This window comes from Streptomyces anulatus (assembly GCF_014650675.1).
Lineage (GTDB): Bacteria > Actinomycetota > Actinomycetes > Streptomycetales > Streptomycetaceae > Streptomyces > Streptomyces anulatus.
Genome location: NZ_BMVK01000001.1, coordinates 763,147 through 787,488, shown reverse-complemented (window position 1 = coordinate 787,488; position 24,342 = coordinate 763,147). Strand labels below are relative to the sequence as shown.

The following is a 24,342-nucleotide window of genomic DNA, read 5'->3' as shown; positions in this document are numbered from 1 at the left end:
ATCTCGGGGCCGGACCGACCTCCACCCCCCCGTCATCCGGCAGCGATCACCTGGAGGTCGCCCCCGTGCAGACCCGGACCGTGACGACCACGACCGAGCCCATCGCGGCCATCCCGGCGCAGAACAGGTCGCTGCACCACCCGGAGACCACAGCCGGCCCGCCCGGATACGCACCCGAGGCAGTCATGGTGGAAGCGACGCACCTCCCCGACCCTCCGGAGCCGAGGAACCGGGCCGACTCCGGCGGCCCCACCTCCGACCTGTTCCGGCAGTATCTGCGCGAGATCGGCCGCATCACGCTGCTCACCGCCGCCGAGGAGGTCGAACTCGCCCGCCGCGTCGAGGCCGGGCTCTTCGCCGAGGAACGCCTCGCGGGCACCCCCGACCTAGACTCCCGCCTCGCCGGGGACCTGGACCGGCTGGTGGTGATGGGCCGTACGGCCAAACGCCGCCTCATCGAGGCCAACCTCCGCCTCGTCGTCTCCGTCGCCAAGCGCTACGTGGGCCGCGGGCTGACCATGCTCGACCTGGTCCAGGAGGGGAACCTCGGACTGATCCGGGCCGTGGAGAAGTTCGACTACGCCCGGGGCTACAAGTTCTCCACGTACGCGACCTGGTGGATCCGGCAGGCCATGTCCCGCGCGCTGGCCGACCAGGCCCGCACCATCCGCGTCCCGGTCCATGTCGTGGAACTGATCAACCGCGTGGTGCGGGTCCAGCGCCGGATGCTCCAGGAACGCGGCGTCGAGCCCAGCCCCGAGGACGTCGCCGGCGAGCTCGACCTGACGCCCGAGCGGGTCACCGAAGTCCTCCGCCTGGCCCAGGAGCCCGTCTCCCTGCACGCCCCCGTCGGCGAGGAGGACGACGTCTCCTTCGGCGACCTCATCGAGGACGGCGACGCCGCGTCGCCCGTCGAGTCCGCAGCCTTCCTCCTGCTGCGCGAACACCTGGAGGCGGTGCTCTCCACCCTCGGCGAGCGCGAACGCAAGGTCGTCCAACTGCGGTACGGCCTGGAGGACGGGCGGCCCCGCACCCTGGAGGAGATAGGCCGGATCTTCGGCGTGACGCGCGAACGCATCCGCCAGATCGAGTCCAAGACCCTCAGCAGGCTGCGGGACCACGCCTTCGCCGACCAACTCCGCGGCTACCTCGACTGATCCACCCGGTCCGCTCAGTCCACCTCGGCCAGCGCCTGGGCGAACTGGGCCGCGTACAGCCGCGCATAGGCGCCCTTGGCCGCCAACAGCGCCTCGTGCGTGCCCTGCTCGACGATCGAGCCGTTCTCCATCACCAGGATCACGTCCGCGTCCCGGATCGTGGAGAGCCGGTGCGCGATCACGAACGACGTACGCCCGTGGGCCAGGCGCGCCATCGCCTTCTGGATCAGCACCTCGGTCCGGGTGTCCACCGAGCTGGTCGCCTCGTCGAGGACCAGGATCACCGGGTCGGACAGGAAGGCCCGCGCGATGGTGATCAGCTGCTTCTCGCCCGCGCTGACCCCGGCGCCGTCGTCGTCGATCACCGAGTCGTACCCGTCGGGCAGCGTCCGGACGAACCGGTCCGCGTGCGCCGCCCGGGCCGCCTCCTCGATCTCCTCCCGGGTGACCTCGCGCGAAGCGCCGTACGCGATGTTCTCCGCGATCGTCCCGCCGAACAGCCAGGTGTCCTGGAGCACCATGCCTATGGAGGACCGCAGATCGTCCCGGGACATCTTCGCCACGTCGACCCCGTCGAGCGCGATCCGCCCGCCGGTCACCTCGTAGAACCGCATCAGGAGATTGACCAGCGTCGTCTTGCCTGCGCCGGTCGGACCGACGATCGCGACGGTCTGCCCCGGCTCCACACTCAGCGACAGATCCTCGATCAGCGGCTTCTCCGGGTCGTAGCGGAAGGCCACCTTCTCCAGCGAGACCCGGCCCTCCAACCGCTCCGGGCGCTCGCCGTGCTCCGGGTCCGCGTCCTGCTCCTCGGCGTCCAGCAGCTCGAAGACCCGCTCCGCCGAAGCGATGCCGGACTGCACCAGGTTCGCCATCGAGGCGACCTGCGTCAGCGGCATCGAGAACTGCCGCGAGTACTGGATGAACGCCTGCACATCACCGATCGACAGCGTGCCCGAGGCGACCCGGAGCCCGCCCACCACCGCGACCAGCACATAGTTGATGTTCGAGATGAAGAACATCAGCGGCTGCATGACCCCGCTGGCGAACTGGGCCTTGAACCCCGCCTCGTACAGTGCGTCGTTCTGCTCGGCGAAGTCCCGCGCGGACTCCTCCTGCCGGCCGAAGACCTTCACCAGGGTGTGCCCGGTGTACATCTCCTCGATGTGGGCGTTGAGCTTCCCCGTCACCCGCCACTGCTGTACGAACTGCGGCTGCGACCTCTTGCCGACCTGCGTCGCCACGACCACCGACAGCGGCACCGTCACCAGCGCGACCAGGGCCAGCAGCGGCGAGATCCAGAACATCACGACCAGCACGCCGACGATCGTCAGCAGGGAGTTGATCAACTGCCCCAACGTCTGCTGGAGCGTCTGCGAGATGTTGTCGATGTCGTTCGTCGCCCGGCTCAGCACCTCACCGCGCTTGGCCCGGTCGAAGTACGACAGCGGCAGCCGCGCCAGCTTCGTCTGGAGGTCCTCGCGCAACTGGAACACGATCCGGTTGATCACCCGGATCGACAGCCGCGTCGCCGCCAGCAGCAGCAGCCCGGCCCCGGCGTAGACCGCCAGGGCCACCAGCAGGACGTTCCCCACCGCCCCGAAGTCGATGCCCTCGCCCGGGGTGAAGTTCACCCCCGAGAGCATGTCGGCCATGGAGCCGCTGCCCTTCTCACGCAGCCCCTCGATCGCCTGCGCCTTCGTCGTGCCGTCGGGCATTCCGCGCCCGACCACACCCGCGAAGATCAGGTCGGTCGCCTTCCCGAGGATCTTCGGACCGGCCACCGAGAAGGCGACGCTCGCCGTCACCGCTGCCAGCATCAGATACAGCGAGGACTTCTCCCGGCCGAACCGCTTCAGCAGCCGCTTGCTCGACCCCTTGAAATCCATCGACCGGTCGGTGGGCGCGCCGCCGGCCATCATCCGTCCGCCCGGACCGGCCATTACGCGGCCTCCGCTTCCGTCAGCTGGGAGAGCACGATCTCCCGGTATGTTTCATTGCCGTCCATCAGCTCGTGATGGGTGCCGGTCCCCACGACCCGGCCCTCGTCCAGCACCAGGATCCGGTCCGCGTCACGGATGGTGGACACCCGCTGCGCCACGATCACCACGGTCGCCCCGGCCGTCTCCCGCCCCAGCGCCGCCCGCAGCGCGGCGTCGGTCGCGTAGTCCAGCGCGGAGAACGAGTCGTCGAACAGATAGATCTCCGGGCGCTGCACCAGCGTCCGGGCGATGGCGAGCCGCTGCCGCTGACCGCCGGACACATTGGTGCCGCCCTGCGCGATCGGCGCGTCGAGCCCGTGTTCCAGCGCCTCGACGAACTCCTTGGCCTGCGCCACCTCCAGCGCGTGCCACAGCTCCTCGTCGGTGGCGTCCGGATTCCCGTACCGCAGGTTCGTCGCCACCGTCCCCGAGAAGAGGTACGGCTTCTGCGGCACCAGCGACACCGTCTTCGCCAGCAGCGCGGGATCCAGCGTCCGCACGTCCTCGCCGTCGACCAGCACCTCGCCGTCCGTCACATCGAACAGCCGGGGTACGAGCCCGAGCAGCGTGGACTTCCCGCTGCCCGTCGACCCGATGACCGCGGTGGTCTCCCCGGGCCGGGCCACCAGCTCCACGGCCCGCAGCACCGGCTCCTCCGCGCCCGGGTAGCGGAACTCGGCGCCCCGCACCTCCAGATGCCCGTGCCGCCGCAACTCGGTCACCGGCGCGACGGGCGGCACGACACTCGAATCGGTCCCGAGCACCTCCTCGATGCGCTCGGCGCACACCTCGGCGCGCGGCACCATCATGAACATGAAGGTGGCCATCATCACGGCCATCACGATCTGCATCAGATAGGCGAGGAACGCCGTCAGCGCGCCGATCTGCATCCCGCCGCTGTCGATACGGTGCGCGCCGAACCACACCACCGCGACCGACGACAGATTGACCACCGTCATCACGGTCGGGAACATCAGCGCCATCAGCCGCCCGGTCGCCACCGACACATCGGTCAGCTCGGTGTTCGCACCCCGGAAGCGCTCCTCCTCGTACCCGTCGCGGACGAAGGCGCGGATGACCCGGTTGCCGGTGATCTGCTCGCGCAGCACCCGGTTCACCCCGTCCAGCCGCTCCTGCATGGTGCGGAACAGCGGCCGCATCCTCTTCACGATGAGTCCGACCGAGACACCGAGCACCGGCACGACCGCCAGCAGCACCGCGGAGAGCGGCACGTCCTGGCCGAGCGCCATGATGATGCCGCCGACGCACATGATCGGGGCCGACACCATCAGGGTGAACGCCAGCAGCACCAGCATCTGGATCTGCTGGACGTCGTTGGTGGTCCGGGTGATCAGCGAGGGCGCCCCGAAACGCCCCAGCTCACGGGCCGAGAAGGACTGCACCCGGTCGAAGACGGCGGCCCGCACATCGCGCCCGAGGGCGGAGGCGGTCCGGGCCCCGTAGTACACGGCACCCACGTTGCAGAGCACCTGAACGACACTGACGGCGATCATGAGACCGCCGAACTCCAGGATGTAGCCGGTGTCGCCCGAGACGACACCGTTGTCGATGATGTCGGCGTTCAGGCTGGGCAGATACAGCGTGGCGCAGGTCTGGAGCAGCTGGAGGAACACCAGCAGCACGATGGGTTTCTTGTACGGGCCCAGATGGGCCCGCAGGAGTTTTATGAGCACGCGGGTCTCTCGGAATCGGCGGGAGGCAGAGGCCGCCCCAGTTTCGCGTACGCCGTACTCCGAGGGCGAACCTTTTTCGCCAAGCCCAGGTCAAACCTGGAGCGCGCGGGGAAGCCCCACGCGCTCCGGCGTCACGGACCCGCGCCCCCGCCCGGGCTCACTCCGGGTGTGCTCCACCGAAGGCCCCGGGGTGAATCTGGTCCCGGGTCGCCGCGTACTGCTGACGCACCGCACCGCCGACCGCCAGCTCGTCGCCGGGCTCCAGCACCTGGGCCGCCGCGCCCTGCCAGGCCGGGGGAGTGCGCGGGTCGAGGGAGCCCTGCGAGACCCCGAGCGCCCAGGCCGCCTGCCGGGCCGCGCCGATCGCCGCGTACTGGGCGGGCTGCGGCACCACGACCTGGGTGCCGAACACCGCCGGAGCCAGGGCCTGTACGGCGGGCAGCTCGGCGGCGGCGCCGAGCAGGAAGACGCGCCGCACCTCCACCCCCCGCCCACGCAGTACGTCGAGGGCGTCGGCCAGCGAGCACAGCATCCCCTCGAACGCGGCCCGCGCCAGATGCTCCGGCTTCATCGACTCGCGCCGCAGCCCGCTCAGGGTGCCCGCGGTGTGCGGGAGCTGCGGGGTGCGCTCGCCCTCCAGATACGGCAGCAGCACCAGGCCGGAGGCTCCGGGCGTCGACTTCAGCGCCAGGGCCGAAAGCTCTTCGATCCCCTCCACGCCCAGCATCTCGGCGGTCCCGCGCAGCGCACGCACGGCATTGGAGAGGTGCACCACCGGCAGATGCATCCCGGTGGCGTCGGCGAACGAGGTGATCATCCCGCTCGGGTCGGCGAGCGCCTCGTGGTGCACCGCCATCACGGACCCGGAGGCCCCCAGCGACACCACCGCGTCGCCCACCGCGACCCCGAGCCCGAAGGCCGCGGCCATGGTCTCGCCGGTGCCCGCGGAGATCAGCAGCCCTTCGGGCGTCATCCCGGCCGAGTCGGCGGGGCCGAGCACCTCGGGCAGCCCGGCGGAGTGGCCGAGGGCCAGCTCGACCAGGTCGGGCCGGTACGAAGCGGACCCGGCCGACCAGTACCCGGTGCCCGAGGCCGCGCCCCGGTCCGTGGTCCGCCGGGCGGGCCGGCCCAGCAACTGCCACACGAGCCAGTCGTGCGGCTGGAGGACGGCGGCCACCCGCTGGGCGTTCTCCGGCTCGGTCCGCGCCAGCCAGCGCAGCTTCGCCACCGGCTGCGCGGCCCCCGGAACAGCCCCGACGGCTTCCGCCCAGGCCCCCCGCCCGCCCAGCGCGTCGACGAGATCGGCCGCGGCCACCTGGGCCCGCCGGTCATTGCCGAGCAGGGCCGGGCGCACGAGGTTGCCCTGCTGGTCCAGCGGCACCAGTCCGTGCTGCTGCGCCGAGACCCCGATGGCCTGCACGCCTTCGAGCAGCCCGCCGGAGGCCGCCTTGCCGAGCGAGAGCAGCCAGGCCTGCGGATCGACCTCGGTGGCCTTGGCCTCGACCGGATGAGCGGCGTACCCCTCCCGGAGCACGGCGCCCGATTCCGTGTCACAGACGACGATGTGAGTGAAGGCGGAAGAACTGTCCAACCCCGCGACTATGCCCATGGGGAGATTCTGCCGCACCCCGCGACTTACCGGTAACCGCCGCCGTACGCGGCAGGACCCCGGGTCCTAGGTGTTGGTGGTCCCCCAGTCGTCCTCGAAGCCGTTCTGGCTGCTGCGGTCCCGCAGCGACCGGACCCGCTCGGCGACGGAGGCGGGCACCTTGTCCCCGACCTTCTCGCTGACCGAGTGGTACGCCTTGCCCGCGAAGTCCCGTCCGCTGTGCGCGGCACTCTCGGCGGCGTTGCGCACGGCGGGGTTCTCCGTGAACTGCCGGGCCGACTTCTTCAACTGCTCGTAACGCTCGCGCCCGGCTCGCGTGCCGAGCACGTAACCGAGGGCCACTCCGGCGATGAACGTGAGCCGGTACCGCATGGCTGCCACCCTTCCTACGCTTGGTGCGACGTGTGCAGCCCGCCTACCCGCGAGCACCCGAGATCACCCCGGGCGATACCGATTGGCGGAGCACCCCCCTGCTTGCGCTAATGTATGTGTCGCAGCGAACGCGCGCCGCCCGGCAGCCGCCAGGCAGGTAAGATTTCGCAGCGACGCAGCAATCCCCTGTAGCTCAATTGGCAGAGCAGCCGGCTGTTAACCGGCAGGTTACTGGTTCGAGTCCAGTCGGGGGAGCGCGATCCCCTGTAGCTCAATTGGCAGAGCATTCGGCTGTTAACCGGAGGGTTACTGGTTCGAGTCCAGTCGGGGGAGCGGAACGGAAGAGGGCCCTTCGGGGTCCTCTTTCGCGTGCCCGGCCGAGGTCTTCCCGGGGCGCCCGAGGGCCCTCCGAGTGACTCTTTCGGGTCTCCTTGATCTCGCCTGCAACCGGGCAGCACGCAGCGCCGTCCTCAAGATCAGGTGAAGCCGGCCATCCGAAGCGAGAGATCGTATGACCGGCTATGCTGCGGCAGACGGTGCGCACACTTGTACGCGCCACGCCGAAACGGGGCGGTAGCTCAGCCGGTTAGAGCAGCGGACTCATAATCCGTCGGCCGTGGGTTCGAGTCCCACCCGCCCCACCGAGCGTCCCCAGGCAGAATCGTTCTGGCCTGCCGAAACGCGGAGAGGCCCCCATGCAGGTGGGGGCCTCTCCGCGTTTTCGGCAAGCGCCTCGTGCCGGTCATGGCCGGGTCTTCGGTTCCGTGCGCCGATCGAGTGGCTCGTGGTCACAAGCGGTAGGGCGATCGTCGCACGGACAGGATGGCCACGTCATCGTGCCGGTCCTCCTTCCCGGCGAACGTGCGCGCGTCGTCATAGAGAGCCCGCGGCAGGTCGGTGGGAGCGAGCGAGACGCGCTGGGCGAGGCTTTCTGCGACGGGGTAGAACGCGCCGTCGGCAGCCCGCGTCTCGGTGAGCCCGTCCGTGGTCAGCAGGAGCGTCGCGCCGGGCGGGAAGGCGAACCAGTCCACGGTGGCGGGTTCGGCGGCGAGTTCGGCGAGGCCGAGGGGTACGCCGGAGGTGAGCGCCGGCGTGATGACGCCGGAGTCCCTGAGTACCTGCGGCAGAACGTGTCCGCAGTTGATGGCCTGAACCTCCTCGTGCGCGTCGACGTTGACGATGAGCGCGGTGACGAAACGTTCGTCGTCGCCGGTCTGTGCCGCGTAGGAGTTGTGCCGTACGACAGAGGCGTCCAGGGCATCGACCAGCGCGGTCAGGGTGGGCTCCCGGTGGGCCGTCGCGCGGAAGGCGCCGATGACGGCGAAGGCGGCGCCGACCGCCGGCAGGCCCTTGCCCTGGACATCGCCGATCAGTACCCGTGTTCCCCAGGGAGACGTGACGACGTCGTAGATGTCGCCGCCGACGAGCCGGTCCTCCTGCACGGGCTCGTACACGCCGTCGACCAGGACGTCGTCGGTGAGCATGGGGAGGGGGCGCAGGATGTGGCGCTGCATGGCGGCGGCGGTGGAACGAATCCGCAGCATCTCCTGCTCACGGCCGATCCGACGGTGGCACCCGTAGACGGAGGCCGCACCCAGGGCGAGGGTGAGGAGCATCATGAGGATCCTGTCGAGCCACGGCAGTCCGTCACCGTCGCGGAGAACCACGGTGACGATGACCACGGCCACGGTCCAGGCGGACACGAACGTCGTCTGGCGCACGGTGCACAGGGCGGACGCCGCCCCCGGCAGGAACACGAGGAGCCCGAGAAGCCACACCAGGGACTCCGACAGGGCTCCGAGGGCCAGCACCAGGACGGTCACCACCGCTACGGCGATCACGACCTCGGTGTCGCGCGGCGGTTCGATGGCCTCGCCGGGACGAGCGAGCTTCATCAGATGTTTACGGGGCACGGAACCTCCCGGGCAGACAGTGCGCTGCCTCGTACGTTAGGCACGCTCGACCGTGCGGCCGCCGCGCCCCGCCGGTCGCTGCGGCCCGCCCCGGAGGCGACATCACGGGTGGACGGCTCTCGTCGGAGGACGGCCCTCGGAGAGGCACGGCATCGCTTTCGTTTATTGAATGCAATTCCTTCGGCCGGGCCGTTTCCCTCTACGCTGAGGCCCCATCTGTCCTACCCCTGACGAGCTGTCGACGGGTATCCGGAGAAAGAGGCGTGATCATGACGACTGCCGTGCTGGACAAGGAAGATCTCCGCGGAACTCTTGCCCGGGCCATGGACGTCGAGCCGTCGGCGGTCACCGACGACGCCGACTTCGTGCGGCACCTCAAGGTCGACTCGTTGCTGGCCCTGGAGATCGTGATCGTCCTGGAGAAGAAGTACGGCGTGAAGCTGCACGAGTCCGAGTTCGGGCAGCTCACCTGCCTGCGCGGCACCTACGACCTGCTGTCGGCGAAGCTTGCCTGAGGGCGGCTCCCCACGGCTGAGCTGACTGCGGTACCGCTCGCTCCAGAGCGAATTCCTTGATGTTGTTCCATGGAAAGTCACCCGGATCGTCCTCATTTAACGGATGCGGGTCGGCGTTCCGTTCTGGCCGGCGATTCCCGTCGGCCTGGTGGAACGTCCGGGGCGGCCGGCGCCGGTGGCCGCCCCGAATGTGTTCCGGGTTCCGTTTCCCGGCTTTCAGGCCGCGGGCTCGCCGGGCCGGTCCGTGGCCGTAGTGGCTGCCGGGGCCGTCGGGCCGGACTGCCGGAGCACGTCATCGGGCCTGTAGGCCATCGTCAGCTGCCCGATCGACGCCACGGCCTCGCCGTCCACCAGGATCTCTCCCTCGAAGCCCACGAGTTCCCTGACGATCCGCACGAGTCTCACCCGATGCTTCAGCAGCACGCCGGGCAGGACCGGGCGGTGGAACTCCACGTCGGCCGCGCCGGCGAGCAGCAGCACCCCCTTGGGACCCTCGTGGCTCAGGTCGGCCAGGATCCCGGCGGCCTGTCCCCATGACTCGATCAACAGGGTGGGCGGATAAGCGAGTTGTCCGGCGGGAGTGTCCTCGGGCATCCGCGCATACCACGGCTCGTTGCCGGTGACGGCCTTCACCGCGACGATCCGCTCGCCCGGCACGACCTCCAGCACCCGGTCCACGAGGGTCATCGGCCGGCGGGGCGCGAGCAGCCGGCGTACCCCGTCCAGCTCGATCACCGGCCGGCCTCCCCGACGTAGCGCAGGCGGGCGGACGACGCCTTCCCCCGGACGGTGCTCACGACGGCCACGCAGGCCCACTCGTCCTCACCCACCGGCGTCCACTCCAGTTCGACGGTCAGCTCCTCCCCGGGAAACGCCACGCCGGTGAACCGCACCCGGTCCACCGCACGGAGCCGCAGGCCCTCGGCGGGCAGATGCGCTTCGGCCGTCGTGCGGGCGTACTCCAGCACGCTGACCCCGGGCAGCAGGGGGAAGTCGGCACAGTCGTCGGCGAACAGGGGCTCCAGGCTCGCCCGGTGCGTGACCGCGACGGATGCTGCAGATGCAGCGGTCATGGCTCTCCTCTCGTTGATCGTTCCGCGCGGGACGCGACGTCCGGAGGCGCGGTGCGGGGGTCGGGTCAGGACTGCCACTCGTTCTCGATCATGTCGATCTCGTACGGGTCGAGGACGCACAGGGCGTGGTCGGACAAGGGGTCGGACGAGGAGGCTCCGTCCGTCGGGGACTCCCGTGTGCCGGAGTCGTCGAGCACCTCGGCGGCGGATGCCAGACCGGCCACCGTCCTGTGCTCGAACACGTCCGTGACGCTGAACACCACACCGGCCGCACGGGCACGACTGACCAGCTGGATCGAGATGATGCTGTCGCCGCCCAGTTCGAAGAAGCTGTCGTCGATACCGACCGAGGGCAACCGCAGCACCCCGGCGACGATCGCGCACAGGTCCTTCTCCAGCGGTGTGCGCGGCTCCCGGGCGCCGACGAGTTCGGAGAAGTCGGGGGCGGGAAGCCGGGTGCGGTCGACCTTGCCGTTGGGGGTCAGGGGGAGGGCGTCGAGGGTGACGAACGCGGCGGGGACCATGTAGTCGGGCAGGTCGCGTGCCAGGTGCCGGCGTAGTTCCGCCGGGCCGGGGGCGTGTTGTCCGGGTGTGGTGACGGAGTAGGCCACCAGGCGTGTGGTGCCGTCGTCGTCGGCGCGGGCGACGACGGTGGCCCGGGTCAGCGCGGGGTGGGTGGCCAGCGTGGTCTCGATCTCGCCGAGTTCGATGCGGAACCCGCGGACCTTGACCTGGTCGTCGGCCCGTCCGACGAACTCCAGCTCGCCCGAGGTGTTCCAGCGGGCGATGTCACCGGTGCGGTACATGCGGGTGCCGGGCGGGCCGAAGGGGTCGGCGACGAACCGCTCACCGGTCAGGTCGGCGCGGTGGTGGTAGCCGCGGACGACGCCGTGGCCGGCGAGGTGGAGCTCGCCCGTGACGCCGGCCGGTACCGGCGCCAGGCGGTCGTCCAGGACATACGCCCGGGTGTTCGCGATCGGCCGGCCGATGGGAGGGGTGCCGCGGCGGTCGTCCAGTTCGGCGGTGGTGGACCAGATGGTGGTCTCGGTGGGGCCGTACATGTTGCGTACCGACGCGGCGTGTTCGCGCAGGCGGGTGGCGAGTGCTGTGGGCAGGGCTTCCCCGCCCACCAGGACGCGCAGTCCGGTGACGGCGTCGGGGTGTTCGGAGAGGAGGGCCTGCCACAGGGTGGGGGTGGCCTGCATGAGGGTGGTGCCGGTGTCGGTGATCAGCGCGGCCAGCCGGTCCATGTCGCGTATCTGGTCGGCGGCGGCGAGGACCAGCCGGGCCCCGGCCGTCAGGGGTACGTACATTTCGAGGCCGGCGATGTCGAAGGCGACGGTGGTGGCGGCGAGCAGGTTGTCCGTCGTGGTGACCGGCAGCCTGTGGCGCATGTCGGTGATGAAGTTGTCGAGGTTGGCCCGGGTGACGGCCACGCCCTTGGGGCGCCCGGTGGAGCCGGAGGTGTAGATCACGTAGGCCGGGTTGTCGCCGTGCGCGGTGCTGGGCGCGTCGGTGCCGGGCAGGGCGGTCAGGTGTGCGTGCAGGGCCGGGTCGTCCACCGTGATGAGGTCCGCGCCCGCCGGTGCGGGCAGCGTGAGGGCCAGTCCGGTGGTGGTGAGGATCAGGGCGGGTGCGCCGTCGGTGAGGATGTGGCGTACGCGTTCGGCCGGGTAGGCGGGGTCGAGGGGGATGTAGGCGGCGCCGGACTTCAGCACCGCCAGGAGTGCCACCACCAGGTCCGGCCCGCGGGGCAGGCTCACCGCGACACGGACTTCGGGCCCGGCGCCACGACCGGCCAGGTACCGCGCCAACCGGTTCGCCCGGGCGTTCAGTTCCGCGTACGTCATGGCCTCCCCGTCGAAGACCACGGCCGTCGCCCCGGGTGCCAGGGCCGCCCGTGCCTCGACGGACCCGGTGAGAGTGGTCGGCGGGAGAGGGACCGCGGTGTCGTTGAACCCGTGGAGCACGCGGTCACGCTCGGCCCGGGAGAGCACGTCGATCTCGCCCACCCGCAGCCCGGGGTCACCGGTCACCGTCTCCAGTACCCGCACCAATCGTCGCACCAGCGTCTCGACACTGCTGCGGTCGAACAGATCGGTGCTGTACTCGACCACTCCGGGCAGGCCGCCGGGCTCGCCCGGTCCGTCCGGCTGCTCGCCGAAGGCGAAGTTCAGGTCGTACTTGGCGATGCCGAGGTCGACCGGTTCGGGGCGCAGGGCGAGATCACCCAGCGTGGTCCCGGTCGCCGGGGTGTTCTGGACCGTCAGCATGACCTGGAACAGTGGCTGCCTGGCCCGGGAGCGCTCCGGGTTGATCGCGTCGACCAGGCGCTCGAAGGGGATGTCCTGATGGGCGTAGGCGTCCAGGGCCGTCCGGCGGACCCGGTCCAGCAGTGCGCCGAAGGCCGGATCGCCCGAGGTGTCGATGCGCAGCACCAGCGTGTTCAGGAACAGCCCGACGAGGTCCTCCAGCTCCTCGTCGCCGCGCCCCGCGATCGGGCTGCCGAGCGGGATGTCGTCGCCCGCGCCCAGCTTGGTCAGCAGCACGGCCAGCGCCGCCTGGAGGACCATGAACATGCTCACGCCGTGGGAGCGGGCCAGCTCCGTGAGCGCGCGGTGCAGTTCGGGACCCAGCGAGCAGTCCATGGTGCGGCCCCGGTAGCTCGCGACGGCCGGCCGGGGCCGGTCCACCGGCAGGTTCAGCTCGTCGGGCAGTCCGGCGAGGGTGTCGCGCCAGTAGGCGAGCTGCCGTGCGGCCACGCTCTCCGGATCGTCCTCGTCGCCGAGGTACTCGCGCTGCCAGAGGGCGTAGTCGACGTACTGCAGCGGCAGCGGATCCCAGCCGGGTGCGGCGTCGGCGCACCGCGCGGCGTAGGCGGTCGACAGGTCCCGCACCAGCGCCGTCCTGGACCAGCCGTCGGTGGCGATGTGGTGCACCACCAGGGCCAGTACGTGCTCGGTCGCGCCGAGCGCGTACAGGGTGGGACGGAGCGGCGGTTGGTCGGCCAGGTCGAATCCGCGGGTGGCGACCGCCACGAGCTGGTCCGGCAGCCGCTCCTCGGTGGTCTCCACCACGGTCAGGGAGAAGGGCGTCGTCGTGCCTGCGTCGCGTACGTGCTGCCGGGGCACTCCGCTCTCCTCGGGGAAGACCGTGCGCAGGGTCTCGTGTCTGCCGACCAGATCGGCCAGCGCCCCGGCCAGCGCCGACCGGTCCAGCGCGCCGGACAGGCGCAGCACGAGCGGCGCGTTGTACGTCGCGCTCGGCCCCTCCATCCGGTTGAGGAACCACAGCCTGCGCTGGGCGGAGGACAGCGGGATCCGTTCCGGGCGCCCGGCCGGGCGCAGCGGCGGCCGGGCGCCGGCCGCCCGATGCAGCGTGCCCGCGAGTGCCGCCACGGTGGGTGTCTCGAACAGGGCCCTGATCGGAACCTCGCTGTCGAGGGCCGAGCGGATACGGCTGACGAGTCGGGTGGCGAGGAGGGAGTGGCCGCCGAGGGCGAAGAAGTCGTCGTCGACGCCGACTTCGCCCACGCCCAGGATCTCCGCGAAGAGCCCGCACAGGATCTCCTCCTGCGGGGTGCGCGGGCCGCGGCCGGGGACGGCGACGGCGGGGTGGTCCGGGACCGGCAGGGCCCGGCGGTCGACCTTGCCGTGGGGGCTCAGCGGCAGCTCGTCCAGCACCACGTAGGCCGACGGCACCATGTAATCGGGCAGTTCCGCCGCCGTCCGCCCCGCCAGCGCCACCGTGTCCAGAGGCCCTTCGGGCACCAGGTAGGCGACCAGCCGCTGGTCACCGGGGGCGTCCTCACGCAGCACCACCGCCGCCCCGGCCACGTGTCGCTGCCGCAGCAACGCGTTCTCGATCTCACCGATCTCGACCCGGAACCCCCGGATCTTGACCTGGTCGTCGACGCGCCGCAGGAAGTACAGCTCACCCGTCGAGTTCCACTTCACGATGTCGCCCGTACGGTACATACGCGTACCCGACGGGCCGAACGGGTCGGACACGAACCGCTCCGCGGTCGACGCCGGCCGGTGCACATACCCGCGGGCGACACCCTCGCCGGCGACGTACAACTCACCGGCCACACCCACCGGCACCGGCCGCAACCACTCATCCAGCACGTAAAGCCGCGTGTTCGGCATCGCACGACCGATCGGCAGCGGACCACTGCCCACCGGCTCACCTGCCGCGATCACATGCTGCGTGCAGGTGACCGTGGTCTCCGTCGGCCCGTACCCGTTGTAGACGCGCACGTCCGGATGACGAGCACGCCACTCACCCAGCGCCTCGCCCAGCAGCGTCTCCCCGCCCAGCATCAACTCCCGGCTCGGCGAGAAGGAATCGTCCAGCGCCTCCAGCAACGGCAGATGGCTGGGCGTGACCTTCAGGAACGTGCACGGAGCGTCCTTCAACGCGGCCGGTGTGCGCGGGTCCCCGTCGTCCAACGCGGCCAGCACCACCCGGCCCCCCACCGACAGCGGTGTGTACAACGCCGTCACCGTCAGATCGAACGAGATCGGACTGTGCAGGACCGCCGTACCCGCCGCGCCGGGATAGACGGACGTACTGCAGGACAGGTAGTCACTCATGGAGTGCTGTTCGGTCCACACACCCTTGGGCCGCCCCGTGGACCCCGACGTGTGGATCACGTACACCGGATGGTGCGGATGCACCGGGAAGCGTCTGTCGGCATCCGTCGGATCGGACACCCGGCGAGCCGCGACCTCCTCCGCGGTGGCCGCGTCGTCCAGCAGCAACCGAGGCAGTCCCGCCGCGTCCGGAACGCGCTCGCCGACCGTTCCGTCGGTCAGCAGCAGCACCGCCCGGGCGTCCTCGACCGTGTACGCGATCCGCTCGGCCGGATGGTCCGGATCGATCGGCAGATACGCGGCACCGGCCTTGAGGATCGCCAGCAACGCCACCACCAGCTCCGGCGTCCGGGGCAGGGCCATCGCGACGATGTCCTCGGCCCCCACCCCCCGCGCGATCAGATGGTGCGCCAACCGGTTGGCCCGCTCGTTCAGCTCGGCATAGGCCACCTCCTCGCCCCGGCACTCCAACGCCACCGCGTCCGGCCGCGACGCCGCCTGCGCCTGGAACCGCTCCACGAACGTCGGCGCCGCCTCCTCGCGCACCTCGCCCACGCCCAGCGCGAGAACCCGGCGGCGACCCTCCTCACCCAGCAGATCCAGCGCACCGACCCGCTGCGCCGGATCTGCGGCGACCGACTCCAGAAGGCGGGCGAAACGAGCGGAGACGTCCTGCGCTGTGCTCCGGTCGTACAGGTCACCGCAGTAGGTGAGCCGGCCACTGATCCCGGCCGGCCTGCCGTCCTCGGTGTACGTCTCACCCACGGAGAACGACAGGTCGAACTTGGCCACCCCGACGTCCACCGGATGCGGCCGGGCCCGCACGCCGGGGAAGTCCAGCCGCATCTCGGGAGTGTTCTCGAAGTTCAGCAGCACCTGGAACAACGGGTGCCGCGACAGCGAGCGCTCCGGCTTCAGCGTCTCCACCAGCACCTCGAACGGCACATCCTGATGGGCGTACGCGGACAGGTCCGCCTCCCGCACCCGCCCCAGCAACTGCTGGAACGTCGGATCACCGGCCACGTCGTTGCGCAGCACCAGCGTGTTGACGAACAGACCGACGCTGTCCGTCAGGGCCATGTCGTTGCGCCCCGCGACGGCGGTGCCCAGGGGGATGTCGGTGTTTCCCGACAGGCGCGACAGCAGCGCGGCGAGGCCGGCCTGCATCAGCATGAACAGGCTGGCGCCACCGGCGCGGGCGATCTCCAGCAGCCGGGCGTGGACCTCCTCACCGATGCTGATCGGCACGGAGCCGCCCTCGTGGCCGATGACCGCCGGCCGGGGCCGGTCGGTCAGCAGGTCCAGCTGCTCCGGCAGGCCGGCCAACGTGGACTTCCAGTAGGCGATCTGACGGCTGAGCCTGCTGTCCGGATCGGCGGCCGTGCCCAGCTGCTCCCGCTGCCACAGGGTGAAGTCCCCGTACTGCACGGGCAGGGGTTCCCAGCCGGGCGGGTCGCCCGCGCACCGCGCGGTGTAGGCGGCGGCGAGGTCGCCGACGAGCGAGGCCAGTGACCAGCCGTCGGCCACGATGTGGTGCACCTGGATCAGGAACACCTGCTCGGTGGGGCTCAGCACGAACAGCTCCGCCCGCACCGGCAGGTCCCTCACCAGGTCGAAGCCGCGCCGGCCCGCCTCGGTCAACGCCCGTTCCAGAGCGGTCTCGTCCGTCTCCGAGACCGGGATCCCGACCCACGCGTGCCCGGCCGCGACGACACGCTGGAACGGCACGCCGTCGCGCTCCGGGAACACGGTGCGCAGGCTCTCGTGCCGGACCATCACGTCGTGCAGCGCTCCGTGCAGCGCGGCACGGTCGACCCGGCCGGTGAGACGCAGGGACACGCCCATGTTGTAGGTCGGCCGTGAGACGTCCATCTGGTTGAGGAACCACAGACCGCGCTGGGGGAACGACAACGGCAGCTCGTCCGGACGCGCCGAGGGCACCAGCGGCGCCCGGGTCCCGGCCGCCCGGTCGACGAGCCGGGCCAGCTGAGCCACGGTGGGCGCCTCGAACAGGTCGCGCACCGTCACGTCGGCGCTGAGCACGGCCTGGACGCGCAGTACCAGGCGGTTGGCGAGGAGGGAGTGGCCGCCGAGGTCGAAGAAGTTGTCGTCGACGGTGACCGAGGACCGTTCGAGGGTCTCGGCGAACAGGCCGCACAGCACCTGCTCCTCGGGGGTTGCCGGTGGGCGGCCGAGTCCTTCGCCCGCCATGTCGGGTTCGGGCAGGGCCGCGCGGTCGAGCTTGCCGTTGGGGGTGAGAGGCAGCGCGTCGAGGCGGACGACGGCGGAGGGCACCAGGTAGTCCGGCAGCTCCTCGCCCAGCCGGGTGCGCAGTGCGGCGGGGGCGCACTCCTGACCGTCCACCGGTACGACGTAGGCGACCAGCCGTTTGTCGCCGGGCCGGTCCTCCCGCACGACGACGGCCGCCTGCGCGACATCCGGGTGGCGGGCCACGGCCGCCTCGACCTCGCCGGGCTCGATCCTGAAGCCGCGGATCTTGACCTGGTCGTCCGCCCGCCCCGCGAACACCAGGGCACCGTCGTCGCTCCAGCGGGCGAGGTCGCCCACCCGGTACATCCGGCTGCCCGGCGGGCCGAACGGATCGGCCACGAAGCGTTCGGCGGTCGGCGCCGACGCCCGCCAGTATCCGCGGGCCAGCCCCTCTCCTGCGATGTACAGCTCGCCGACGACGCCCGGTGGCACCCGGCGCAGTCCCGCGTCGAGGACGTACACACGCATGTTGTCCAGCGGGCGGCCGATCGGCACCGCCTCCGGGACCGCACCCGCGGACGTGACCTGGAAGAAGGTGGCGAACGAGGTCGTCTCCGTCGGGCCGTAGGTGTCCTTGAACACCAGCCCGGGGAACCGTTCGAGGAGCTTGCGCACCGAGGCGCCCGGCACCACGTCACCGCCCGCCAGCACCTCGCGCACGCCCGCGAGACAGCCGACGTCACCGTCGACCACCACCCGGAACAGCCCGGCGGTCAGGTGCAGACCGGTGACGGCGTGCTCGCGGAGCATCCGCCGCAGGGTGGTGACGTCCATGTCGTGCGGCGGGGCGAGAACCACCTGCCCGCCGGACAGCAACGGAACCCACAGCTCGTAGTTGACGGCGTCGAAGGCGTGCGGCGCGTGCAGCAGCACCCGGCGGTGCGCGTCGGCGGCGAAGCAGCCGTCGAGCGCGAACGCGAGCAGGTCCCGGTGGGTGATCGCGACACCCTTGGGCCGGCCGGTCGAGCCGGACGTGAACATGATGTACGCCAGCTGTTCGGGATGTCCGGCGGCGGCCGGCGCGGTCGGGGGACACCCGGCGAGCCCGGGGTCGTCATCGACCGCGATCACCCTCGCACCGTGCTCGAACCCGACCGGGGACTGCGCCCGGTCGACGAGCAGCACCGACGCCCCGGTCTGCGCGAGGATCGACGCCCAACGGCCGTGCGGGGCACGCGGGTCCAGCGGCACATACGTCCCGCCGGCCTTGAGCACCGCGAGCAGCGACACCACCAGATCCACCGACCGCTGCTGGAGCACGGCCACCCGTGACTCCGGGCGCAGACCCTCGGCCAGCAGCCGGTGCGCCAGCCTGTTCGCCCGCCGGTCCAGCTCCCGGTACGAGACCTCGCCGCCGTCGGCGGCGATCAGCGCGGTCGCCTCCGGGGCGGCCGCGACCTGCTCGCCGAACCGCTGGTGCACCGTACCCGCGAGCGCGGGGACCGTGCGGCGGGTGCCGGACCACTCCACGTCCAGCCGCCTGGTCTCCTCCTCCCGCAGGAGATCGATCTCGCCGATGGCTCCCTGCGGCCGTGCGGCGACCGACTCCAGCACGCGGAGCAGCCGCCCCACCATCCCGCGCGCCGTTTCGGCCTCGAACAGGTCGGTGCTGTACAGCAGTTGCCCGTCGAGGCCCCCGGCCGCGCCGTCCGCGGCATGCCGCTCATGGAAGTCGAACTGGAGGTCGAACTTGGCGGCGACCAGGTCACCGGGCGCCACCGTGACCTCCAGGCCGGGCAGGTCCAGCGACCGGTCGGGGTGCTCCTGCATGCTCAGCGAGACCTGGAACAACGGGTGCCGGGCCAGCGAACGCTCCGGATTGAGCACCTCGACCAGCCGCTCGAACGGCACGTCCTGATGCGCGTAGGCAGCCAGGGCGGTCTGCCGGATCCGCTCCACGAGCTCGGTGAAGGAGGGCCGGCCGGAGACATCGGTGCGCAGCACCAGCGTGTTGACGAAGATCCCCACCGACTCGTCGAGTGCCTCGTCGGTGCGGCCGGCGACCGGACTGCCGATCGGGATGTCCTCCCCGGCGCCCAGCCGGTGCAGCAGCACGGCCAGCGCCGCCTGGAGGACCATGAACGTGCTCGCCCCGCAGGAGCGGGCCACCGCGGCCAGCTCCCGGTGCAGGTCGGCGCCCAGCTCGAAGTCCACCACCTCGCCCCGGCGGCCGGCCACCCCGGGCCGGGGCCGGTCGGCGGGCAGCTCCAACTCGACCGGCAGGCCCGCCAGGGCATGCTCCCAGTAGGACAGCTGCCGCGCCGAGAGACTGTCCGCCCGTCTCTCGTCACCGAGCAGCGCGCGCTGCCAGAGCGTGTAGTCCGCGTACTGCACCGGCAACGGCTCCCACTCCGGGGCCCCACCGGCACACCGCGCCGTGTAGGCGGTCGCGAGGTCACGGACCAGCGGTCCCAGCGACCAGCCGTCGGCGGCGATGTGATGCACCACGACGGACAGCACGTGCTCGCCACCGCCGGGACGAAGCAGCTCAGCCCGGACCGGCAGGTCCTCACCCAGTGCGAAGCCGCGGCTCTCCGCAGCGGCCAGCCGGGCGGGCACCTCCTCCGGGGCGACCTCGACGACGCGGAGCACCGACGGCAGCTCCCGCACGGCGACGACCTGCTGTCGCGGAACACCCGCTGTCTCCGGGAACACCGTGCGCAGGCTCTCGTGCCGTGCCACCACATCCCGCAACGCGGCATCCAGCGCGGAGACGTCCACCTCGCCGCGCATGCGCAGCACGAACGGGATGTTGTACGCCGCACCGCCGCCGTCGAGCCGGTCGAGGAACCACAACCGCTGCTGGGCAGGGGACAGCGGCATCACGTCGGGCCGGCGGACCGAGGGTGCCAGCGCGGGCCGGGCCGCCACCGCGGTGTCGAGCCGCGCGGCGAGGGCGGCCACGGTGGGCCGTTCGAAGACGTCGGCGACGGCCAGTTCGACACCGAGGACCCCGCGGGCCCGGCCGACCAGCCTGGTGGCGGCCAGCGAATGGCCGCCGAGCGCGAAGAAGTTGTCGTCCACGCCGGCCTCGGCCACCCCCAGCACCGCACCGAACAGCGCGGCGAGCACCTGCTCGTGGGGCGTTCGGGCGGAACGGCCGCCCGCACCGGTCGTCCGAGGCTCCGGCAGCGCACGCTCGTCGAGCTTCCCGCTGGGTGTCCGGGGAAGCCGGTCCAGCGGGACGAACGCGGCCGGCAGCATGTGGTCGGGCAGCGACGCGCCGAGCCGCTCCCGCAGCAGCCCGGCCCGAGGTATGTCGGCGGGGTCCTCCGGTACCAGGTAGGCCACCAGCACCGGCTCGCCCCGGTGGTCGTCCCGGACGAGGACGGCGCAGTCGGCCACCCCCGGGCACGCCGACAGCGCCGCCGCGACCTCGCCGGTCTCGATCCGGAACCCGCGGATCTTCACCTGGTGGTCGGCGCGGCCCAGGTACTCCAGCACACCGTCGTGCCAGCGGGCGAGGTCGCCGGTGCGGTACATGCGGGCGCCGTCTCCCGCTCCCGCGAAGGGGTCGGCAACGAACCGCTCCGCGGTCAGGGCGGGCCGGTTGAGGTAGTGCTGCGCGACACCGTCGCCGGCCACGTACATCTCGCCGGCCACCCCGGGGGGCGCCGGTCGCAGCGCGCCGTCGAGCAGATAGATCCGCAGGTCCGGGATACCGCGGCCGATCAGGCTCCCGGAGCCGGACGCCGCGAGGTCGCGGTCCAGCGGCAGGTGGCTGACGTGCACCGTGGTCTCGGTGATGCCGTACATGTTGACCAGCTGCGGCGCACAGGGGTGGCCCGTGTCGTGCCGGTCGTACCAGTCGGACAGCCGCCGCAGGTCGAGCGCCTCACCGCCGAAGACGACACGGCGCAGCGCCAGCCGGTCGCCCGTCCGAGGGTTCTCCCGGTCGGCCCGCATGAGCTGGTAGAACGCGGAGGGCGTCTGGTTGAGCACGGTGACCTGCTCGTCGGCCAGCAGCCGCAGGAAGCCCTCCGGCGAGCGGGAGACCTCGTGCGGCACGACGACGAGCCTGCCGCCGTGCAGCAGCGCCCCCCACAGCTCCCAGACCGAGAAGTCGAAGGCGTAGGAGTGGAACAGCGTCCATACGTCGTCGGGGCCGAAGCGGAACCAGTGCTCGGTGGCGTCGAACAGGCGGACCACGTTCCGGTGGGAGACCACCACGCCCTTGGGGCGGCCGGTGGAGCCCGAGGTGTAGATGACGTACGCGGGCGAGGCGGGAACAAGGGGGGAGAGGCGATCGGCGTCCGTGAGATCGGTGCCCGGCAGGCGGGCGAGGCGCGCGGTCACCGCGTCGTCGCCCAGCACGACGCGCCGCACCTCGTCCGGCAGCGGCACGTCCGTCCGCTGCCCGGTGACGACCAGGGCCGGCCGCACGTCGGAGACGGTGTGGGCGATGCGGTCGGCGGGGTAGGCCGGGTCGATCGGCACGTACGCGGCACCGGACTTGACGACGGCGAGCAGCGCCACCACCAGGTCGAGCGAACGGGGCAGGATCAGGCCGACGAACCGGCCGGGACCGGCGCCGCTGTCGACCAGCAGCCGGGCCAGGGAGTTGGCGCGTTCGTTGAGTTCCGCGTAGGTCAGCGACGCCCCGCCGAGGGACACCGCACGGGCCTCGGGGCGGGCCGCGGCGCGTGCCTCGAACAGCTCGGGCAGGAGCGCGCCGCCGGACACGCGTCCGTTCCCGTCGAGGAGTACCCGCCTTCGCTCCCGCGCGGTGGCGATGTCCAGCCGCCCGATCACCCGGTCCGGCTCGCCGGTGGCGATGGCGCGGATCAGGCCCGTGAGCCGCTCGCGGTGCTGGGCGACCTCGGCGGTGGAGTACAGGTCGGGGTTGGCACTGATCTCCACCCGCAGCCCGCCGTCGTCCGTCCGGGCGTCGACGAAGACGGTCAGGTCGTCGTCGTGGCCGATGACCAGGTTCCGCGCCGTGCCCCTGCGGCCGCCGAAGTCCAGGTCGTAGTCGAACGTGATGAGGTTGATACGCGGGCCGACCAGGCGCGTGCCGTCGGCCAGCGCGCCGGTGCCGCGACGCAGATCCTCGTACCGGTAGCGCTGGTGCCGCACGGCGCCGCGGATCTGCCGGGAGACGTGCCGCAGCAGTTCGGCGACGGTCGCACCGGGCCGCACCGACAGCCGCAGCGGCACGACGTTCGACACCATGCCGGGCACATCGGCCGCCGCGCCCTCGGGCCTGGCCCGGACCGGGAACGCGAGCACCACGTCGCGGCGGCCGGTCATCCGGTGCACGTACAGGGCCTGGGCGGCGACGGGCACCGTCAGCCAGACGGTGTCGGCCTCCCGGGCGATCGACTTCATCGCCTCGACGACGCCGGGCTCGATCCGCTCCACCGCGCGCAGCAGCGGAGCATCCGGGTAACGGGTCGGCCGTGCGGCGAGGCCGGAGACCTCGGGCCGGTCGGCCAACTGCTCGGTCCAGAAGCGCCGGTCGTCCTCGAACTCCTCGGACCCGTGGTACGCGGCGTCCGCGTCGACGAGGTCGCGCAGGCTGCCGAGGGACACCGGCGGGCACGGTTCGCCCGCCACGCTCGCGGAGTAGATCTCGGCGACCCGGTGCGTGACCCTGCCGACGCTCAGGCCGTCCAGCACGATGTGGTGGTGCCGCTGGTACCAGACGTGTCTGCCGTCGGCGACGCGGAAGAGGGCGAAGCCGAACGGCAGCCCCTCGGCGAGATCGACCGGTCGGCGGAGGTCGGCCGAGATCCACTCCCGCACGGCGGCTTCCGGGTCGGCCTCGCCGGAGACGTCGAGAACGGGGAACGGCCAGTCCACTCCGGGCAGCACGACCTGGTAGGGGCCTTCGTCGTCCTCGGCGAAGCGCACCCGCAGGGCCTCGGTCTCGGCGACCACCTGCCGCAGGGCGGCCTCGAACAGCTCCGCGTCGACCGGACCGGCGATGTCCACGTGCTCCGCCGCGCTGAAGACCGGATTGGTCGGATCGCCCTGCAACGCGTACCAGATGCCCCGCTGTCCGGCGGTCAGGGAAAGACGAACACCCCGCGGGTCAGACATGCACTCACTCCACACTCGATCGTCGGCCCCGAGGGCAGGCGCAGGAAAGGAGACCGTCGGCTACACATACATCGCCGCCCGCAGCCTGCCCGACCGACTCCGGGGGTGACAACGACAGTGCAAAGAATTGAGTACGCCCCTGCGGGCCTGTGGAAATACCCCTCGAAGAAGAGGTGGCCGCCCTGCGGCGGAAGGAAATGGATGCGTGAATTCCGTATAAGGGGCCCGGTGTCGGAAAGAGCCGAACGGCCACAGAAGTACGCCAGTAGGCTGGGCGGCGGCCGATCTCGAGAACTGAGCGGTCGACAGGGGGCAGCAATCCGCGATCACATGGAGCAACCGTTGTCAGATATGCGTGAGACGCCCGCGGCGGCCGAAGCCGAGGAATCCCGCGACCCGGATGCGCCCCCCGCCGGCCGGAACCAGGTCCGGAACTGGTCGGCCGCGGGCGGCTGGGGCTTCGCGCTGGGGGTCGGCTACGCCGTTCTGGTCCGCTTCTACCACGCGGCGGGCGGTGAGATCGGTGTGGCGGGAAAGGTCTCCGAACAGTACGTCGCCACACTCCAGATGGTGAGCTACCTCACCGGTCTGGTCATTCTGGTGGGCGCCGGCGCCTGTCTGGTGCTCGCCCATCGGCAGTTCCGCGTCTTTCCCCGCTGGGTTCCGCGGGTCGGCGGAACCGAGGCGCCCCACGGACTGGTCAGGGCGGTGGTGCTGGCCCCCGCGCTCTTCGGCGGAACGTACGCGATCGGCCACTGGATGACCGGGACGCTGACCAAGATCCTCGACCTGACGGGCGTCATCACCGTCGAGATCTCCGAGGCCTGGGTCACCCGCGACCGGGTCGCGGGCGACCTGTGGGAGATCTTCTTCTACGAACCGTGGTTCCTGGCGATGGGTGCGTGCCTGGTGCTGTCGGGTCTTCAGTACGCCCGCGACAGCGGGGTCTCGCGGCGTGCCGTACGGATCGTGGGCACGGTGATGCTGGTCTCCGCGCTCGCGCTGTTCCTCTACGGAACCCTGCTCATCGTGATGGGATGGGAATTCGCGGTGATCTGACGGAACAGCAGGGATTTCACCCTGTGTCCCGGTTCGTCCCTGATCGGGGAATTGAAATCA

Annotated in this window: 11 protein-coding genes and 3 tRNA genes; 6 read left to right on the top strand and 8 right to left on the bottom strand. The window is 71.3% G+C overall.

Going from position 1 to position 24,342, the window contains the following annotated elements:
- Nucleotides 1–65: 65 nt before the first annotated feature.
- Nucleotides 66–1,157 (top strand): RNA polymerase sigma factor, encoded by a 1,092-nt coding sequence (locus tag IE272_RS03445; protein WP_190006224.1) that lies wholly within the window; start codon nt 66–68, stop codon nt 1,155–1,157.
- A 14-nt stretch (nt 1,158–1,171) separates the two neighbouring features.
- Here IE272_RS03445 and IE272_RS03440 read toward each other — a convergent pair whose 3' ends face one another.
- The 4 genes from IE272_RS03440 to IE272_RS03425 all read right to left on the bottom strand — a co-directional run bounded on the left by IE272_RS03440 (nt 1,172) and on the right by IE272_RS03425 (nt 6,814).
- Entirely contained in the window at nt 1,172–3,100 is a 1,929-nt protein-coding gene (locus IE272_RS03440; protein ID WP_190006223.1) for an ABC transporter ATP-binding protein, read from the bottom strand.
- Entirely contained in the window at nt 3,100–4,833 is a 1,734-nt protein-coding gene (locus IE272_RS03435; protein ID WP_057662538.1) for an ABC transporter ATP-binding protein, read from the bottom strand. The genes IE272_RS03440 and IE272_RS03435 overlap by 1 nt, the downstream gene beginning before the upstream one ends.
- Nucleotides 4,834–4,990: 157 nt before the next feature.
- Entirely contained in the window at nt 4,991–6,442 is a 1,452-nt protein-coding gene (locus tag IE272_RS03430; protein ID WP_190006222.1) for an FGGY family carbohydrate kinase, read from the bottom strand.
- A gap of 66 nt (nt 6,443–6,508) precedes the next feature.
- A complete protein-coding gene (locus tag IE272_RS03425; protein WP_032791199.1) occupies nt 6,509–6,814 on the bottom strand; it encodes a hypothetical protein in 306 nt (101 codons plus the stop codon).
- Between the two features lie 182 nt (nt 6,815–6,996).
- On the opposite strand from IE272_RS03425, the gene IE272_RS03420 reads away from it, so the two are divergent.
- The 3 genes from IE272_RS03420 (at nt 6,997) to IE272_RS03410 (ending at nt 7,455) form a co-directional block, all read left to right on the top strand.
- Nucleotides 6,997–7,069: transfer RNA gene (locus IE272_RS03420), tRNA-Asn, on the top strand.
- A gap of 5 nt (nt 7,070–7,074) precedes the next feature.
- Nucleotides 7,075–7,147, top strand: a tRNA-Asn gene (locus tag IE272_RS03415).
- A gap of 234 nt (nt 7,148–7,381) precedes the next feature.
- Nucleotides 7,382–7,455: transfer RNA gene (locus IE272_RS03410), tRNA-Ile, on the top strand.
- Between the two features lie 147 nt (nt 7,456–7,602).
- On the opposite strand, the gene IE272_RS03405 is transcribed toward IE272_RS03410, so the two are convergent.
- Nucleotides 7,603–8,709, bottom strand: coding sequence for a PP2C family protein-serine/threonine phosphatase (locus IE272_RS03405; RefSeq protein ID WP_190006326.1), 1,107 nt, complete (start codon nt 8,707–8,709; stop codon nt 7,603–7,605).
- Nucleotides 8,710–8,996: 287 nt separating this feature from the next.
- On the opposite strand from IE272_RS03405, the gene IE272_RS03400 reads away from it, so the two are divergent.
- Nucleotides 8,997–9,242, top strand: coding sequence for an acyl carrier protein (locus tag IE272_RS03400; protein WP_190006221.1), 246 nt, complete (start codon nt 8,997–8,999; stop codon nt 9,240–9,242).
- A 216-nt stretch (nt 9,243–9,458) separates the two neighbouring features.
- On the opposite strand, the gene IE272_RS03395 is transcribed toward IE272_RS03400, so the two are convergent.
- From IE272_RS03395 to IE272_RS03385, 3 genes are all read right to left on the bottom strand, one after another.
- Entirely contained in the window at nt 9,459–9,977 is a 519-nt protein-coding gene (locus tag IE272_RS03395) for a 3-hydroxyacyl-ACP dehydratase FabZ family protein (RefSeq protein ID WP_229897192.1), read from the bottom strand.
- Entirely contained in the window at nt 9,974–10,315 is a 342-nt protein-coding gene (locus IE272_RS03390; RefSeq protein WP_050361372.1) for an ApeI family dehydratase, read from the bottom strand. Before IE272_RS03390 ends, IE272_RS03395 begins: the two co-directional genes overlap by 4 nt.
- Before the next feature lie 65 nt (nt 10,316–10,380).
- Entirely contained in the window at nt 10,381–23,223 is a 12,843-nt protein-coding gene (locus IE272_RS03385; RefSeq protein ID WP_190006220.1) for a non-ribosomal peptide synthetase, read from the bottom strand.
- Between the two features lie 351 nt (nt 23,224–23,574).
- On the opposite strand from IE272_RS03385, the gene IE272_RS03380 reads away from it, so the two are divergent.
- Nucleotides 23,575–24,282, top strand: a complete 708-nt coding sequence (locus IE272_RS03380) for a hypothetical protein (RefSeq protein WP_056706779.1) — start codon at nt 23,575–23,577, stop codon at nt 24,280–24,282.
- Nucleotides 24,283–24,342: the final 60 nt, after the last annotated feature.